The organism is Streptomyces purpurascens (genome assembly GCF_045040895.1).
In the GTDB taxonomy this organism is placed as follows: Bacteria; Actinomycetota; Actinomycetes; order Streptomycetales; family Streptomycetaceae; genus Streptomyces; species Streptomyces purpurascens.
In genome coordinates this window covers 8,781,252-8,795,956 of sequence record NZ_CP108341.1, presented here as the reverse complement: position 1 = coordinate 8,795,956, position 14,705 = coordinate 8,781,252, and the positions used below count along the sequence as shown (strand labels likewise).

The 14,705-nt window shown below is 71.9% G+C and carries 13 protein-coding genes and 1 pseudogene; 6 read left to right on the top strand and 8 right to left on the bottom strand.

Annotated elements, in window-relative coordinates:
- Positions 1-22 precede the first annotated feature (22 nt).
- Positions 23-757 carry a FadR/GntR family transcriptional regulator gene (locus tag OHU35_RS39935; protein WP_405508870.1) on the top strand — a complete coding sequence of 245 codons (735 nt, stop codon included), beginning with the start codon at positions 23-25 and terminating at the stop codon, positions 755-757.
- A 39-nt stretch (positions 758-796) separates the two neighbouring features.
- Here the strand turns inward: OHU35_RS39935 and OHU35_RS39930 are convergent, their stop codons facing one another.
- From OHU35_RS39930 to OHU35_RS39915, 4 genes and pseudogenes are all read right to left on the bottom strand, one after another.
- The gene (locus OHU35_RS39930; protein WP_372498804.1) at positions 797-1,042 is read right to left on the bottom strand and encodes a cupin domain-containing protein; all 246 of its coding nucleotides are present in this window, start codon (positions 1,040-1,042) and stop codon (positions 797-799) included.
- Positions 1,016-1,326, bottom strand: a pseudogene (locus OHU35_RS39925) (acyl-CoA dehydrogenase family protein); the annotation flags it as partial. The gene OHU35_RS39930 and the pseudogene OHU35_RS39925, both read right to left, overlap by 27 nt.
- A 39-nt stretch (positions 1,327-1,365) precedes the next feature.
- Positions 1,366-2,538: a CaiB/BaiF CoA-transferase family protein gene (locus tag OHU35_RS39920; protein ID WP_189727684.1), complete on the bottom strand. Its 1,173-nt coding sequence runs from the start codon at positions 2,536-2,538 to the stop codon at positions 1,366-1,368.
- Between the two features lie 74 nt (positions 2,539-2,612).
- Positions 2,613-2,981 carry a hypothetical protein gene (locus OHU35_RS39915; RefSeq protein ID WP_359892428.1) on the bottom strand — a complete coding sequence of 123 codons (369 nt, stop codon included), beginning with the start codon at positions 2,979-2,981 and terminating at the stop codon, positions 2,613-2,615.
- Positions 2,982-3,214: 233 nt separating this feature from the next.
- Here OHU35_RS39915 and OHU35_RS39910 point away from each other — a divergent pair, with 233 nt between their 5' ends.
- Together OHU35_RS39910 and OHU35_RS39905 are read left to right on the top strand one after the other, a co-directional pair.
- Entirely contained in the window at positions 3,215-4,177 is a 963-nt protein-coding gene (locus OHU35_RS39910; protein ID WP_189727537.1) for an LLM class flavin-dependent oxidoreductase, read from the top strand.
- Positions 4,178-4,214: 37 nt separating this feature from the next.
- The gene (locus OHU35_RS39905) at positions 4,215-5,429 is read left to right on the top strand and encodes an MFS transporter (RefSeq protein WP_405508868.1); all 1,215 of its coding nucleotides are present in this window, start codon (positions 4,215-4,217) and stop codon (positions 5,427-5,429) included.
- Between the two features lie 20 nt (positions 5,430-5,449).
- On the opposite strand, the gene OHU35_RS39900 is transcribed toward OHU35_RS39905, so the two are convergent.
- Together OHU35_RS39900 and OHU35_RS39895 are read right to left on the bottom strand one after the other, a co-directional pair.
- Complete coding sequence (locus OHU35_RS39900; RefSeq protein ID WP_405508867.1) at positions 5,450-7,339, bottom strand: ATP-binding cassette domain-containing protein; 1,890 nt, start codon at positions 7,337-7,339, stop codon at positions 5,450-5,452.
- A gap of 255 nt (positions 7,340-7,594) precedes the next feature.
- On the bottom strand, positions 7,595-8,341 hold the full coding sequence (locus tag OHU35_RS39895; RefSeq protein ID WP_405509416.1) for a TSUP family transporter: 747 nt from the start codon (positions 8,339-8,341) through the stop codon (positions 7,595-7,597).
- A gap of 192 nt (positions 8,342-8,533) precedes the next feature.
- Here OHU35_RS39895 and OHU35_RS39890 point away from each other — a divergent pair, with 192 nt between their 5' ends.
- Both OHU35_RS39890 and OHU35_RS39885 read left to right on the top strand, forming a co-directional pair.
- Positions 8,534-9,514 (top strand): ATP-binding cassette domain-containing protein, encoded by a 981-nt coding sequence (locus tag OHU35_RS39890; protein ID WP_189727540.1) that lies wholly within the window; start codon positions 8,534-8,536, stop codon positions 9,512-9,514.
- On the top strand, positions 9,511-10,302 hold the full coding sequence (locus OHU35_RS39885; protein ID WP_359892439.1) for an ABC transporter permease: 792 nt from the start codon (positions 9,511-9,513) through the stop codon (positions 10,300-10,302). The genes OHU35_RS39890 and OHU35_RS39885 overlap by 4 nt, the downstream gene beginning before the upstream one ends.
- Here the strand turns inward: OHU35_RS39885 and OHU35_RS39880 are convergent.
- Together OHU35_RS39880 and OHU35_RS39875 are read right to left on the bottom strand one after the other, a co-directional pair.
- The gene (locus OHU35_RS39880; protein ID WP_405508865.1) at positions 10,283-13,420 is read right to left on the bottom strand and encodes an ATP-binding protein; all 3,138 of its coding nucleotides are present in this window, start codon (positions 13,418-13,420) and stop codon (positions 10,283-10,285) included. The genes OHU35_RS39885 and OHU35_RS39880 overlap by 20 nt on opposite strands.
- 61 nt (positions 13,421-13,481) lie before the next feature.
- Complete coding sequence (locus tag OHU35_RS39875) at positions 13,482-14,360, bottom strand: LysR family transcriptional regulator (RefSeq protein WP_189727543.1); 879 nt, start codon at positions 14,358-14,360, stop codon at positions 13,482-13,484.
- A gap of 96 nt (positions 14,361-14,456) precedes the next feature.
- Between OHU35_RS39875 and OHU35_RS39870 the strand changes: the two genes are divergently transcribed.
- Positions 14,457-14,618, top strand: a complete 162-nt coding sequence (locus tag OHU35_RS39870) for a hypothetical protein (RefSeq protein ID WP_184586773.1) — start codon at positions 14,457-14,459, stop codon at positions 14,616-14,618.
- Positions 14,619-14,705 lie beyond the last annotated feature (87 nt).

Sequence of the window (14,705 nt, the reverse complement as noted above, 5' to 3'; positions counted from 1 at the left end):
ACTGAAAACCATGTTTTCTAAGGTGAGCGGTCCCGTCCGGCTCGCAGATCAGGTCGCCTCGACCCTCTCGGAGGAGATCGAGTCGGGGCGGCTGGCCGAGGGCGACCGACTGCCGACAGAGGTCGAACTGGTCAGGCAGTTGGGCGTCAGCCGCACGGTGGTGCGCGAGGCCCTGTCGCGGTTGCGCAACGCGGGCCTGATCGAACCGCGCCAGGGCATCGGTGTGTTCGTCCTGCCGCGGCGCACCCGCCCGCTCGATCTCGAGGCCGCCGATACCAAGGCGAAGGTGCTGCAGATCGTGGAGGTGCGCCGTGCCATGGAGGGTGAGGCGGCCCATCTCGCGGCCACCCGGGCCACGCCCCTCGACCTCGCACGGATGCGTCAGGCGCTGGACGCGATCGACTCGGCGGTCGCGGTCGGCGGCGACGGCGTGGACGAGGACCTCGCCTTCCACCGGTCCATCGCCGAGTCGACCGGGAACACGGTGCTGGTCTCGACCCTGCGGTACCTGGGCGATGTGTCGCGCAGCGGCATCCGCGTCACACGGGCGAACGAGGCACGCCGGAACGACTTCATCGAAGCGGTCCGGGCGGAGCACCACGCCATCCTCGCCGCGATCGAGGCCCGCGACGCCGAGGCGGCACGCACGGCCGCCCGCCTCCACATGAATCACGCCGCCGCCCGCCTCCAGGACGCGGACGACGGTTTCTGGACCGACGCCGAGGAGATCGAGGTGGATCTCGACGGCGCTCCCTGACGCGCCGGGTACGACCCAGTCGCGATCCTCCTCGGTCCGTCAGTCGTCGTGTTCCGCGCCGATGAGGACGAAGACCATGGTCGCCGCCCGTCCGCTGCGGTTGCGCCAGGCGTGACGTGTGCCGTTCTGGATCACGATGTCCCCTGCGGAGAGCGGCGTGCGGTGGCCGTCGTCGAGTTCGAGGACGATCTCGCCCGTCAGCACGATCCCGTAGTCCACGGTCGTGGTGGCGTGCATGCCGTCGGGTTCGATGAGTTCGGCGATGCCGCCGTTGGTGATCCACATTTTGGAGCCGTTCAGGACCCAGTCGTCACCGTCGCGGACGGCCCGGGTGCGCATGCCGGACGGGTTGCTGCCGAAGTCGGGCTCGGTGAGGCCGAAGCAGCCGATCGCCTCACCGGCGGCCAGCCGGGGAAGCCACTCCAGCCGTAAAACCACTCGCCGATGTGCGGGCGCACCCGGTCGGCGAGGAACCTGGCGACAGTGGACTGGATCTCACGCTCCTCGTCGGAGAGGACGGAGGTGATGTCGAGCAGGTCGAGGGGGTCCTTCATCGGCTTGCGGCTCATGGTGGGCTCCTTGGGAACGACGGGGTGTCGAGAGACGGGTCAGCGGCCGGAGATGCCGCGGAGGATCTCGTCGGTGTGCTGTCCCAGCAGAGGCGGGGGCAGCAGGTACCGCGCGGGCGTCGCGCTCAGCGCGAGGGGGTGGGCGACCTGACGGGAGGGCCTGTCTCCTTCGGCGCCGACAGCCGCAGCGGGGAGGTCGACGACGCCGGGCAGGCCGAGTTCGTGGGCGAAGGTGAACGCCTCGTCCAGGTTGTTGACCGGGCCGGCCGGTACTCCGGCGGCCAGCAGGACCGCCGACCAGTGGTCCGCGCCGTCGGTGCTCAGCAGCCGGGTCAGGATCTCCGCCAGTTCGGTGCGGTGGGCGACCCGGTCGGCGTTGGTGCGGAATCGGTCGTCGAGAGCGAGACCGGGTTCGCCGACGGCCTCGGCGAGGTCCGCGAACTGCTTGTCGTTGCCCACCGCGAGGGCGAGCGGACGGTCCGCGGTGGGGAAGGTCTCGTACGGGGCGATGCTCGGGTGCGCGTTGCCCATGCGGCCCGGGACCACACCGGCGACGGCGAACGCCGAGGCCTGGTTGACCATGGCAGACAGCAGGGAACTGAGCAGGTTCACCTCCACGAGCTGCCCCTCGCCGGTGGCGTCCCGGTGCCGGAGGGCGGCGAGGATGCCGAGTGAGGCGTGCAGCCCGGTGATCACGTCGACGAGGGCCACACCTGCCTTCACCGGCTCCCCGTGGGCCTCCCCGGTCACGCTCATCAGGCCTCCGGCGGCCTGCACGAGCAGGTCGTATCCGGGGATCGCGGCGCCCGCACCGCTGCCGAAGCCACTGATCGAGCAGTAGACCAGCTCCGGGTGCCGTGCACGGAGCTCCTCGTGTCCGAGGCCCAGCCGCTCCATCGTGCCGGGCCGGAAGTTCTCCACGACCACGTCGCACTCGGCGACCAGGGACCGCGCCTGTTCGCGGCCGGCGTCCGTGGCCAGGTCCAGGACGACCGACCTCTTGTTCCGGTTCACGCTCAGGTAATAGGTCGACGTACCGTCGTGGTCCGCGGGAGGCCGCCAGGCCCGGGTGTCGTCCCCGACGCCCGGCCGCTCGATCTTGACCACGTCGGCGCCCAGGTCGGCGAGGAGCATGGTGGCATAGGGTCCCGCGAGAACCCGGGAGAAGTCAGCGATGCGCACACCGCCCAGTGCGCCCCGTCCGTCCGGCATGTTGTCCTGGGTGCTCACGCACCCTCCTCTCTGATCGTCCCGCTCGGCCGTGGCTCGGCGGGGGCCGTGTTCCGTCACCACCACTGCCGCAAGGGCGTTTCCGGGTGGATGAGTTCAACCACGGGAAGGCCCTGGCCGTGGGGAGCGACGGCCCGTACGACCGTCACCCGGGCGCCCACCGCCACGACGACCGGTGCCGTTCCGGTGACCTGGCAGAGCAGGTTGAAGCCCTCGTCCATCGCGACGAACCACGTGTTCTGCTGGACCTGACCGTTGCGGCGGACCACGACTCCGGCACCCGCGCTGCGTTCCCGGCCGAAGGCCACGGCCCCGCACGCACGGCAGTACGAGCGCCGGTAGGCCGGAGTGCCGCACCAGAGACAGCGCTGGAAGAAGAGGCTTTTCCCGAGTTCTGTTTCTTCCCGGGTCTCTGTCTGGAGCATCGCGGCCTCCTGCACGCAATTCGGTGACCGGAAAAAGGTGACCGGAATCCGATGTCCCTTTCACCCTGGCCCTGCCCCCGAGCACCGGTCAACGACGACCTGGCGCATCTTTGTGCGTGAAAAGCGATCCGTGTACCCCGTGTATCGCCCAACGACTACGATCGAACATCCGGCATGCCCTTGTTCGGCCCGCTGGACGATGCCGACGTGAACCTGCGGAGGATGAAATCACCATGGCGAAACGGGACGGCGCGATCGGCGCACTCTTGCCCCGCGACATTCCGGCGCGGGACATCATCACGTTCGCCCGGCGGGCGGAGGAACACGGCTTCGACGAGCTGTGGGTGGTGGAGGACCTCGGCTACCGGGGTGGGCTGGTGCAGGCGGCCACCGTCCTCGCCGCCACGTCGCGGATCCGCGTCGGCGTCGGCCTGCTGCCGGCCGCCGCCCGCAATGTCGCCTTCGCCGCGATGGAGATCGCGACTCTCGTCCAACTGCATCCCGGCCGCGTGGACATCGCCGTCGGCCACGGCATGCCCTCGTGGATGCGCAGCGTCGGGGCGTGGCCGAAGAGCCCTCTCACGCTCCTGGGCGAGTACATCACCGTCCTGAAGTCAGTGCTGAGCGGCGAACCCGTTCACCACGACGGGCAGTACGTCCGCGTCGACGGGGTGCGACTGCACGAGACCGCGACACCCGCGGCGGCCCCCAGCGTCCTGGCCGGCGTGCGCGGCCCCAAGTCCCTGGCCGTCTCCGGTGACGCGGCCGACGGCACTGTCCTCGCGGAGCCGGTCACCCCCGCCTATGTACGAGAGGCCCTCAAGCACATCGCCCCGACCCGTCCGCACCGTCTGGTCGCCTACAACGTCGCGGCGATCGACGAGGACCCCGCCGTCGCGCTGACCGCGGTCCGCCCCGCCCTCGAAGTGGTGGGAGAACCGGACTGGCGGCCCCACATCGCCCCGCTGCCCTTCTACGACGAACTCGTCGCCCTGCGTTCCCGCTGCGACAGCCCGCAGGACTTCGCCCGCGCCCTGCCGGATGATTGGGTGGGGCAGCTCGCCGTGGCAGGCACGCCGGGGCAGGCCCGTTCCAGGGTGACGGAGTTGTTCGACGCGGGCGTCACCACGGCAGTCCTCACCCCGGTGGGCGACGATTGTCTGGCGTCACTGGATTCGCTCGCTGCGATCCTGTGAGCAGTCCACCGACACACGTGAAAGAGCTTGGCTTTTGATGGACCTGGCCACGCGCCGCCGCCGAGCGGCGCTGTTCCTCTTCTTCCTCATACCCGGACTGTCGATCTCCTCGTGGGTGACCCGGACACCCGACATCCGGGACCAACTCGGCGTCTCGACGGCCCAGATGGGGATCGTCCTGTTCGGGCTGTCCGTCGGCTCCATGATCGGCATTCTCAGTTCCGGAACACTCGTGGCCAGGTTCGGCACCCGGCCCGTCATGGGCGTCGCGACGCTGCTGATCATCCTCAGCATGGCCGTCATCGGCGGCGGGACGATGCTCTCCTCCGCCCCCGCGACCACCGCCGGACTGTTCCTCTTCGGGGCCGGAATGGGCGGCGGGGAGGTCGCGATCAACATCGACGGCGCCGACGTCGAGCAGATCACGGGACGGACGGTACTGCCCACACTCCACGGGTTCTTCAGCCTGGGCACCGTCGTGGGAGCCGCGCTCGGCATCCTGTGCACCGCCCTCTCCTTTCCGGTGCAATGGCATCTGACCGCCATGGCCGCCGTCACAGCAGCCATGTTCGCCCATGCCTTCCGAGCCATCCCCCACGCCGTGGGCAAGACCCGGGGCACCGACTCGCGGCCTGACGCCGGCACCCCGCCGGCCGAAGCCCAGGTCTGGAAGGACCCGCGGCTGCTGCTGATCGGCGGCGTCATCCTGGCCATGGCCCTGGCCGAGGGCTCCGCCAACGACTGGCTGCCCCTGCTCATGGTCGACGGCCACGGCATGGACCCCGCCCTGGGATCCGCCGTCTACACGGGCTTCGCCGCCGCCATGACCACCGGCCGTTTCGGCGGTGGACTCCTCATCGACCGCCTCGGCCGCGCCCCCGTCGTCCGGGCCAGCGCCGTCTGCGCGACCCTGGGCATCGCCGTCGTCGTCTTCGCCGACTCGGCCGTTCTCGCGGGGGCCGCCGTTCTCCTCTGGGGCCTGGGAGCGTCGCTCGGCTTCCCGGTCACCCTCTCGGCGGCCGGTGACTCCGGGCCCGACTCGGCCGCGCGTGTCAGCCTCGTGGCGATGATCGGCTACGTCGCGTTCCTCGTCGGGCCCCCCGGTCTCGGCTTCCTCGGCGAGCACTACGGCCTTCGCCTCGCCATGATCGTCGTCCTCGCCTTCACCGCCGTGGCGATCATCCTCGCTCCTGCCGTCGGCAAGCGCTCCACCACGGCCTCACCGGCCACCGAGTCGGCGACCCGGCCGTGAGGGTGTGACGGCAGAGGGCCTCACCGGTCCTGAGACAGGGAGACGAGTTCGGCGAAGAGCCCGCCGGCGTTCGCCAGGTCCTCGTACGTTCCCTGTTCGATGACACGGCCCTGGTCCATGACGAGGATGCGGTCGGCCAGCTTGGTGTTCTCGAGTTGGTGGGTGACGACGATCGTCATGCGTTCGGCGGCGATGCGCTTGATCTCCAGGAAGATGGCGTGCTCACCGCGGGCGTCCATCTGCGAGGTCGGTTCGTCCAGGATCAGGAGCGGGGTCTCCCTGTAGAGCACGCGGCCGCACGCGAGGCGCTGCCACTGCCCGCCGGACAACTCGGCACCGCCCCACAGTTCTTTGGCGAGAAGGGTGTCGAGTCGCTGGGGCAGTCTCTCGATCGCCTCGCGCATGCCGACGGCGTCGACGACATCCCACACCGGCCCGTCGTCGTGCGTCCGTGGCTGGCCGAGGGTGATGTTCTCGCGGGCACGCAGGGGCCAGCAGGCGAAATTCTGGGGGACGAGCGCGGTGCGGTTCCACACGGCGTCCGGATCGGCCTGGGCGAGGTCGATGTCGTCCCACAGGACGCGGCCCTTGTCGGCGAGCAGGATGCCGGTGATGAGTTTGGTCAGGGTCGACTTGCCTGAGCCGTTCTCGCCGACGACGGCCAGGATCTCGCCGCGGCGCAGCGTGAGCGATACGCCCGCGACGGCGGGCTCCTCCTTGCCCGGGTACTGGAACACGACCTCGTCGAGGCGGATCTGGTCCACGCGTTCCGGGATGGCCGATTCCCCGCGCCTGGGGGCGCGTTCCTGTGCCATGTCGAGGAAGGAGCGCATGTCGGCGAGGTAGAGCGAGGTGTGGAACAGGGCGGCGCCGTGGATGACGAACTGGGAGAGGGCGGCCAGTGTGGTCTGGACGGCGATCACGGCGGTGGCCGCGACGGGCAGGGCGATACGGCCGGTGGCGGCCAGCCAGGCGAGGGTGGACCAGGTGCACAGCAGGAAGGTCCCGCCCAGGGCGCCGGCGCCCAGGGTGATGTGCAGCATGCGCGGCGCGGCGGTCAGGGTGCGCTGGTCGATCCGGTCGGACAGGGCGCGGTACCAGTAGGTGAGGTAGCCGGTCATGCCGTTGGCGCGGACCTCGTCGCCGAAGCGGGAGTAGGTGGCCCACCAGCGCATCATGGAGCGCACGTTGCGGTCGCCGAGGTTGAGGTAGTGGGTCTCGTAGTCGACGCGTGCGGACAGGACGGCTCCGGCGCCGGCCGGGAGAACGGCCAGCAGGAGCAGGGGAAGCAGCAGCGGGTGCAGTGTCGTGACCACGCCGCTCGCGGCGATCATGCGGATCAGGGCGGACATGAACCGCTGGGCGTCCTGCACCATCAGCCGGGTGCGGGTGACGCCGATCTCTGCGGCCTCCTGCCGGTCGGCGAATCCGTCCTCGCCATAGGCGCTCGACTCCACGCGGCACACGGCGGTCACGAGCGCGACGTCAGCCTCGGTCATCAACAGCGGGGTGATCCTCCCGTCGGCGTAGGAGGACAGGGCACCGCTGACGCGGCCGATGGCGGCGGCCGCCGTCACGACGATCAGGGCGGGCAGCGCCGCGTGCAGGCGTTCGGACACGGTGCCGGTGCCGAGGATGTGGGTCATCGCCTGTGCGGTGAAGGTCAGGACGACGGCGGCCGCGGTGCCGGTCAGCAACTGGCAGGCGAGGAGCAGAACGACGCCGGGCCTGTCGACGGCCCACGCCATCCGAGCGGTGTGCAGGAGCACGGAGGGCAGCCGCCGGCACATCGCGCCGAAACCGGCGTCTGCCAGCGGATTCTTGCCGAACTTGCCCTCGAAGCTGATGGTGGCCGGCGGTGGAGGGGGCGGCGTCTCCGCGTTGTCGGTCGAGGTGTCAGTCACAGTCACCTGCATCCCTCCTCAGGGTCGATGCCGCGCCTGGGTGGCCCGGCGGTGCACGGCTTAACGACCCGGCACGGGAATCGAACGCGAGCGATTCCGGACGCGTGCGGCCCCGGACACAGCAAGGGCCCGGACACGGGAACGCCGCGTTGAAGCCGCCGTCGGGCGGCAGGAGTTGTCCGAAACACCGATGTCTGAAACGCGAGTGACGGATGAGGTTCGAGGATTCCCGCCGGGTGTCTCCGGGCTCCCTTGCGCGGATCAGCGAAGCGCGTTGACCGCGTACAGGGCACCGAGCGCCGTCGCCAGGGTGCCGAGGACGAGGCGGAGGAGGGGCTCGGGCAGGCGCGGCTGGAGGCGGGCTCCGAGGTAGCCGCCGAGGAGACCCCCGAGGCCGCAGGACAGGCCGAGGAACCAGTCGGGGGCGATGCTGCCGCTGTGGGCCAGGGACAGCAGGGCGTAGGTGGCGGCGCCGACCACCGAGGTGGCGAAGGTGGAGGCGAGCGCGGCCGGGGCGACCTTGGAGACGGGGACACCGCGCCCGACCAGGACGGGGCCGAGGATCGAGCCGCCGCCGATGCCGTAGATACCGCCCACCACGCCGACCGCCAGCGCCAGGCGGGTGACCGTCCGGGGCGCGGGCTCGGGGCGCCGGGTCTCCGGGCGTGCGGGGCGCAGGGTCCGGACGATGAGCCAGCCGCCGAGCGGCAGCATCAGCGCGGCGACCAGCAGGCGAAAGACGCTCGGGCCCGGAAGGGCGAACACCCGGATGAGCGCTCCCAGGACGACACCGGGCAGGGTCCCCAGCACCAGGCGGCGGACGAGCGGTCCCGCCAGGGAGCCGTCGCGCCGGTAGCGCAGCAGGGCGCCGGGGCCCGCCACCACGTTGTAGAGCAGGTTCGTGGGCGTGACAGCCGGGTTGGGCACGGCGAAGACGCTGAGCTGCACCGGGAGCAGGAACACCGCCCCGGAGACCCCGACCGGCGCGGTCACCACGGCTATCAGCATCCCGACCGCGAGGCCGGCCGCCCCCAGTTCCCACTCCACGCGATGTCCCCCGCCGCCCTCGGCCCGTGCCGGCCTGTCCCGCCCGGCCTTCCGGTGACAGCGTAGATCGCGACCTCGCTCCGCCTCTCGGTTCCAGGGCGCTGAAACCGTCGTGAAACCGCGCTGAATGCGCCCTGCCGCAAGCTCTGCGGCATGACCACGACGACATCGCACTCTCTCGCCATCGCGGCCCAGGGGCTGCGCAAGGCCTACGGGGACAAGACGGTCCTCGACGGCATCGACCTGGCGGTGCCGGCCGGCACGGTCTTCTCCCTGCTCGGTCCGAACGGCGCCGGCAAGACCACCGCCGTCAAGATCCTCTCCACCCTCATCACCGCCGACGCCGGTGAACTGCGGGTGGGCGGACACGACCTGGCCGCCGACCCGCAGGCCGTGCGGGCCTCGATCGGTGTCACCGGGCAGTTCTCCGCAGTCGACGGGCTGATCACCGGCGAGGAGAACATGCTCCTCATGGCGGACCTGCACCACCTGCCCAGGCAGGAGGGTCGGCGGGTGGCCGCCGAGCTGCTGGAACGCTTCGACCTCTCCGACGCCGCGAAGAAGCCCGCCTCCACCTACTCCGGCGGCATGAAACGCCGCCTCGACCTCGCCATGACCCTGGTCGGGAACCCGCGGATCATCTTCCTCGACGAGCCCACCACCGGCCTCGACCCCCGCTCCCGTCACAACATGTGGCGCATCATCCGTGAGCTGGTCTCCGACGGGGCGACCGTCTTCCTCACCACCCAGTACCTGGAGGAGGCCGACGAACTCGCCGACCGCATCGCGGTGCTGAACGACGGCGTCATCGCCGCCGAGGGCAGCGCCGAGGAACTCAAGCGGCTCATCCCCGGCGGGCATGTGCGGCTGCGCTTCACCGACCCGGACGTCTACCGCTCGGCCGCCTCCGCGCTGCGCGAGGTCACCCGCGACGACGAGGCACTGGCACTGCAGATTCCGAGCGACGGCAGCCAGCGCGAGTTGCGCTCCATCCTCGACTGGCTCGACACGGCCGGCGTCGAGGCCGACGAGCTGACCGTGCACACCCCCGACCTCGACGACGTGTTCTTCGCCCTGACCGGCCCCACCACCGTCCCCAGTCAGCCCAGCCAGTCCAAGGAGAACGTCCGATGAGCTCCCTCGCCCTCGCCGTCCGCGACTCGTCCACGATGCTGCGCCGCAACCTGCTGCACGCCCGCCGCTATCCGTCGATGACGCTGAACCTGCTGCTCACGCCGATCATGCTGCTCCTGCTCTTCGTCTACATCTTCGGCGACGTGATGAGCGCGGGCATCGGCGGCAGCGGCGCCGACCGCTCCGACTACATCGCCTACATCGTCCCGGGCCTGCTGATGATGACCATCGGCAGCACCGTGATCGGGGCTGCTATCGCCGTCTCCATGGACATGACCGAGGGCCTCATCGCCCGCTTCCGCACGATGGCGATCTACCGGGGCTCCCTGCTCATCGGGCACGTCGTCGGCAGCGTGCTGCAGGTTCTCGCCAGCCTGGTCCTGGTCAGTGCCGTCGCCGTCGCGATGGGTTTCCGCTCCACCGACGCCACCCCGCTGGAATGGCTCGCGGCGTTCGGCCTGCTCGCCCTGTTCTCCCTCGCCCTCACCTGGATCGCCGTCGGCATGGGTATGGCCAGTCCCAACCCCGAGGCGGCCAGCAACATGGCCATGCCGCTGATCCTTCTCCCGCTCATCTCCAGCGCCTTCATCCCCGCCGACACCATGCCCGGCTGGTTCCAGCCCATCGCCGAGTACCAGCCCTTCACCCCCGCCATCGAAACCCTGCGCGGTCTGCTCCTCGGTACCGAGATCGGCAACAACGGCTGGATCGCCATCGCCTGGTGCGTCGGCCTGAGCGCGCTCGGCTACCGCTGGTCGACGGCACAGTTCAACCGCGACCCGAAGTAGCGGCAACCGCCATGACGGCGCGGGCCGCATCCCGCAACTCGTTCCGCTCCAGGGCGGCGTACTCCGACACGGCGTCGGCGTAGGCCGCCCTGTCGGCTTTCTCGGCCGCCCGCCGGGCCCGGGCCGCCGACATCGTCGGCTGGTAGTCGCGCAGCACCCGCAGCCGTTCGGCCAGCGCGATCATCCGCACGGCCGAGGCGTCGCCGGAAGCCAGCCCCGCCATGCCGAGGGCGTGCAGCGCCGTCCCGTACCGGAACTCCATGGGCGAGCCGGCCGGACCGTCGAGCATGGTCCGCAGCTCTTGCCGCAGCCGGTCGACCACGTCCGCGACCAGCTCGAGACGGCCGACGTGCGCGTGCGCCGTCACCGCCGCCGACTGGATCTGCAGCACCCACCGGTCGAGGAAGGGATCGCCGCCGTCCACCGGGCCGACCTCGGCCATCCCCTCCACGGCGCTGCGCCACAGGCCGAGCCCGACTTCCGTCAGCCCGCGTGCGAGCGCGATCTCGGCGCGCCCGCCGAGGCCGGGGCTGTGGAAGTCGTCCTGCAGCGGGGCGTTGTGGCCCTCCGCCTGCCGCAGCCAGTACTCGGCCTCGTCGGGGTCCCCGCGGTGCAGGCAGGCGAGGACGAGGCCACTGCGTACGCCGATGGAGTCGTGCTCGTCACCGAGCCGGGGCAGCGCCTCCAGCGCCGCCTTGAGATGCTCGTACGCGGCCTCGCCCTGCTCCGTCCTCAGGCACAGTTCGCCCAGCCGAGCATGACCCATGACCTGCAGGAACGGGTTGTCGACCGGGCCCAGCGCGGTGACGATCCGGCGGGCCGAGGCGAGCGCGCGGTCGATGTCGTGCTCGTACTCCCAGACGTAGGTGGCGACGCACTCGGCGATACCGGCGAGCAGCGGCTGCTCGCTGTCGCAGAGCCTGCGCAGCACCTCGTAGTCGGGCGGCAGCATCTCGGGGACCGCGCCCAGCACGATCGCGATGGCGCGCACCAGGGTGTCCGGCGGGGCCGGGGGCAGCCGCCGGAGGGTGACGAGCTGGCGTACGACGTGCGGACCGTAACCCATGAACAGGGTCGCCGTGGACAACACCGCGGCGGCGCGGGCGACTTCGACGTACTCGGGCTCGGGGTGGTAGTGCGACAGGGGCGGGCCGGTGTCCGCGGCGAGGGTGGTGAGGCGGGTGAAGTTGGAGCCGGTGGACCACAGGGCGGTGAGGACCGCGGTGAGGGCGGCGATGGTGGGGCCGTCCGTACGGGCCAGAGCGTGCCGCAGGGCCGGCACGAGGTTGTCCTGCTCGGCCCTGATCCGCTCCCAGGCGGACAGCGGTCCCGAGCCGAAGAACCAGTCGTGGTACGCGACCCCGAAGTCCCGCGCCCAGGCGAGGAACCGGCCGACGGCCTCCTCGTCCTCGCCCGCCTCCGTGCGCCGGGCCGCGCTGAACTCCCGTACGGTCTCCAGCATCCGGAACCGCACACCGGCCGGGGTGTCGGCGACGGTGAGCAGCGACTGGTCGGCCAGCTGCTCCAGCAGGAACAGCGCGTCCTCGTCCTCGCCCAGGACCTGTTCCGCCGTCTCGCCGGTGAAGCCGCCGGGGAAGACGGACAGCAGGCGCAGCGCCGCCCTGGCCTCCTCGTCGAGGAGGTTCCAGCTCCATTCCACGACGGCGTGCAGGGTGCGGTGGCGTTCCGGCACGTCCCGCGCCCCGCCGCGCAGCAGCGCGAACCGGTCGCCGAGGCGGCGGGCGATCTCCGGCACCGAGAGCACCCGAACCCGCGCGGCGGCCAGTTCCACGGCGAGCGGCAGCCCGTCGAGGTGGCGGCACAGCCCGGCCACGGCGTCCGGCGGCAGCTCGACGCCGGACCTGGCGGCCCTGGCTCGCTGGGTGAACAGCTCGACGGAGGTGGTGAGTTGGAGCTCCGGCAGCGCGTACACCGCCTCCGAGGTGAGGCCCAGCGGGGCCCGGCTGGTGGCGAGCACCCGCAGGTCCTTCGAGGACGAGACCAGGGCGTGTACGAGGCCGGCGGCGCCGGCGACGACCTGCTCGCAGTTGTCGAGCACCAGCAGGGCGGGCCCGGGGCCGAGCACGCCGAGGATGCCGGGCACCGGGTCGTTGCTGGTACCAGGGCCGGGCAGCCTCTCGCCCGCGCCGAGCGCGGAGGCCACCTCGGCGGCCACGTCCGCGTCCTCGGTGACACCGGCGAGCGGCACGAAGTACACGACGCGCTGCTCGGCCCGGCGGCTGACGGCGTGCGAGAGCCGGGTCTTGCCGAGGCCGCCCGGCCCGACGACGGTGACGGCGCGGGAGGCGCGCAGCAGCCGCTCCACCGCGGCGATGTCCTCGTCCCGGCCGAGGAGCGGGTTCGGCTCGTGCGGCACGCCGTGTCTGACCGCGGGCGCCTCGCCGCGCAGCAGCTCCCGCTGTACGGCCTTGAGCCCGGCGCCGGGATCCGTGCCGAGCTCGTCACGCAGCTCGCGGCGGTAGGCCTCGTACCGGGTCAGCGCGGCGGACGGGCCGGCCGTCGCGGCCTCGCCACGCAGCAGTTCGGCGAGCACTTCCTCGTCGCGCGGATGCTCCGCGGCGGCCGCGGCCAGCGGTCCGGCCGCCTCCGCGTGCCGTCCGAGGCGGGCGAGCGCGAGGGCCCGCGCGCGGACGAGCGCGCCGTGGACGGGGGCGCGCTCGGTGCGCAGCGCGGCCAGAGGGTCGTCGGCGTCGTCGGCCTCGACAGGGGTGCCTTCCCAGAGCGCGAGCCCGGCCTCGGCAGCCGCCAGCGATCCCGCGTGGTCTCCGGCCCTGGCCCGGTCCGCGCCGGCGGCGGCGTGCCGCAGCAGGGCGGAGCTGTCGACCTGGTCCTCGGCGAGGGTGAGCCGGTACCCGGTCGGCGTGCTGGCGATGACGTCGGCGCCCAGCTGGGCCCGCGCCCTGGACACGAGGACCTGCACCGCCTTTCCCGGCTGCTCCGGCAACGCGTCCGGCCACAGCCCCGCCACGAGCCGGTCGGTGCTGCAGCCGGTGCGCAAGTCGCCCGCGAGCAGCGCGAGGAGGCCCCGGAGCCGGGGCGCGGTGACCTCCTGTCCGCGGTAGGCGACGCGCGGCAGCAGGGTCAGGTCGGTGGTCACCCGTGCAGATTAGCCAAGGCCCGGCCGCCGGAACTCGCGGCCTTGATGGCGCGGTGGCGCGCTACGCCGCCCGGTCCGTCGCGCAGGACGCGAGCAGGGCCCGCACGGCCTGGACCGCGGCCCCGGTCAGGGAGGGGTCGGAGCCTCGTCGGGCGAGGGCGCTGAGCCGGACCGGTGGGACCGCGGGGAGGCCCCGGTACGGGACGAGCCCGTCGGGGTGCTGCCCGCCGGGGACGGCGAGCAGGGCGGCGCCGAGCCCGGCACGGGCCGCGTCCAGGACGCCCGCGAGGTATCCGGCCTCGGCGACCACGGTGGCCGGCATGCGACAGGCGGCCAGTTCGGTGAGGGCGCGACGGCGGATGACGCACGGCGCGTTGACGGCGACCAGGGGCAGCTGCCCGGTGGCGGGCGGCTGCCAGCCCGGGGCGGCGTACCAGCGCAGCGGGAGGTCTCCGACGGAGGTGCCCTCGGTGGTGGTCGCTTCGGTGACGTAGACGGCGAGGTCGAGTTCGCCGCGTCCGACCGCCTCGGTCAGCCGCGCCGAACGGTCGATCCGCACCCGCACCTCGGCGTCCGGCCGGACCTCGCGGACGGCGTCGGTGAGCGCCGGGAGGATCTGGTCGGCGCCGTGTTCGGTGGCGCCGATGACGACGGTCGCGGCTGTGGCCCCCTCCTCGCCCAGGAGGCGCTGGACGGCGGCGTCGTGCGCCCCGAGGATCAGCCTTGCCTCTTCCAGCAGTTGGGCGCCGAGGGCGGTGAACCGGGTCTTGCGGCCGTCGCGTTCCACGACGGGATGTCCGAGGGACTTCTCCAGGCGTCGTACGTGCTGGCTGACCGCGGACTGGCTGAGCGCGAGTTCCCCTGCAGCCCGGTGGAAGCCGCCGTAGTCGGCGACGGCGATGAGGCTGCGCAGTGCCACGATGTCCAGAACCGGCCGCATGGTCGCAGGCTAGCACCCATCGATGACGAATCCTGATCGGTTTTGATGGCGAATCGTCGTTGGACGTCGGTCTCTTGCCTCGTGCATGCTGAGCGCATGCTGCGTTCAGCCCTCGTGACGGCCCGCCGGCCGCGCGCCCACCGCATCGGACCCTGGCCGTCGGCCACCGGGTCGGCGGCGCGCTGCGGCGCGGGCGCCTGGCTGACGCAACGGCGCGTGGTCGACTTCGGCCGCAGCGGCGCCATGCGCTGTCGCTGACCCCTTCGCCTCCCTTCGAGCGCGCCCCGCTTCGCCACTCGAGCGATGCCGCGCCCTCCGCGCGGCCTCCGTACCGCCGTACCGGCT

What these genes read in the sequence shown, in the direction of transcription:
- OHU35_RS39930 (WP_372498804.1), bottom strand. Translation starts at nt 1,042, where the DNA reads ATGTGGATCACCAACGGCGGCATCGCCGAACTCATCGAACCCGACGGC.
- OHU35_RS39920 (WP_189727684.1), bottom strand. Translation starts at nt 2,538, where the DNA reads ATGCCGGACGGACGGGGCGCACTGGGCGGTGTGCGCATCGCTGACTTC.
- OHU35_RS39915 (WP_359892428.1), bottom strand. Translation starts at nt 2,981, where the DNA reads ATGCTCCAGACAGAGACCCGGGAAGAAACAGAACTCGGGAAAAGCCTC.
- OHU35_RS39910 (WP_189727537.1), top strand. Translation starts at nt 3,215, where the DNA reads ATGGCGAAACGGGACGGCGCGATCGGCGCACTCTTGCCCCGCGACATT.
- OHU35_RS39905 (WP_405508868.1), top strand. Translation starts at nt 4,215, where the DNA reads ATGGACCTGGCCACGCGCCGCCGCCGAGCGGCGCTGTTCCTCTTCTTC.
- OHU35_RS39895 (WP_405509416.1), bottom strand. Translation starts at nt 8,341, where the DNA reads ATGCTGATAGCCGTGGTGACCGCGCCGGTCGGGGTCTCCGGGGCGGTG.
- OHU35_RS39890 (WP_189727540.1), top strand. Translation starts at nt 8,534, where the DNA reads ATGACCACGACGACATCGCACTCTCTCGCCATCGCGGCCCAGGGGCTG.
- OHU35_RS39885 (WP_359892439.1), top strand. Translation starts at nt 9,511, where the DNA reads ATGAGCTCCCTCGCCCTCGCCGTCCGCGACTCGTCCACGATGCTGCGC.
- OHU35_RS39875 (WP_189727543.1), bottom strand. Translation starts at nt 14,360, where the DNA reads ATGCGGCCGGTTCTGGACATCGTGGCACTGCGCAGCCTCATCGCCGTC.
- OHU35_RS39870 (WP_184586773.1), top strand. Translation starts at nt 14,457, where the DNA reads ATGCTGCGTTCAGCCCTCGTGACGGCCCGCCGGCCGCGCGCCCACCGC.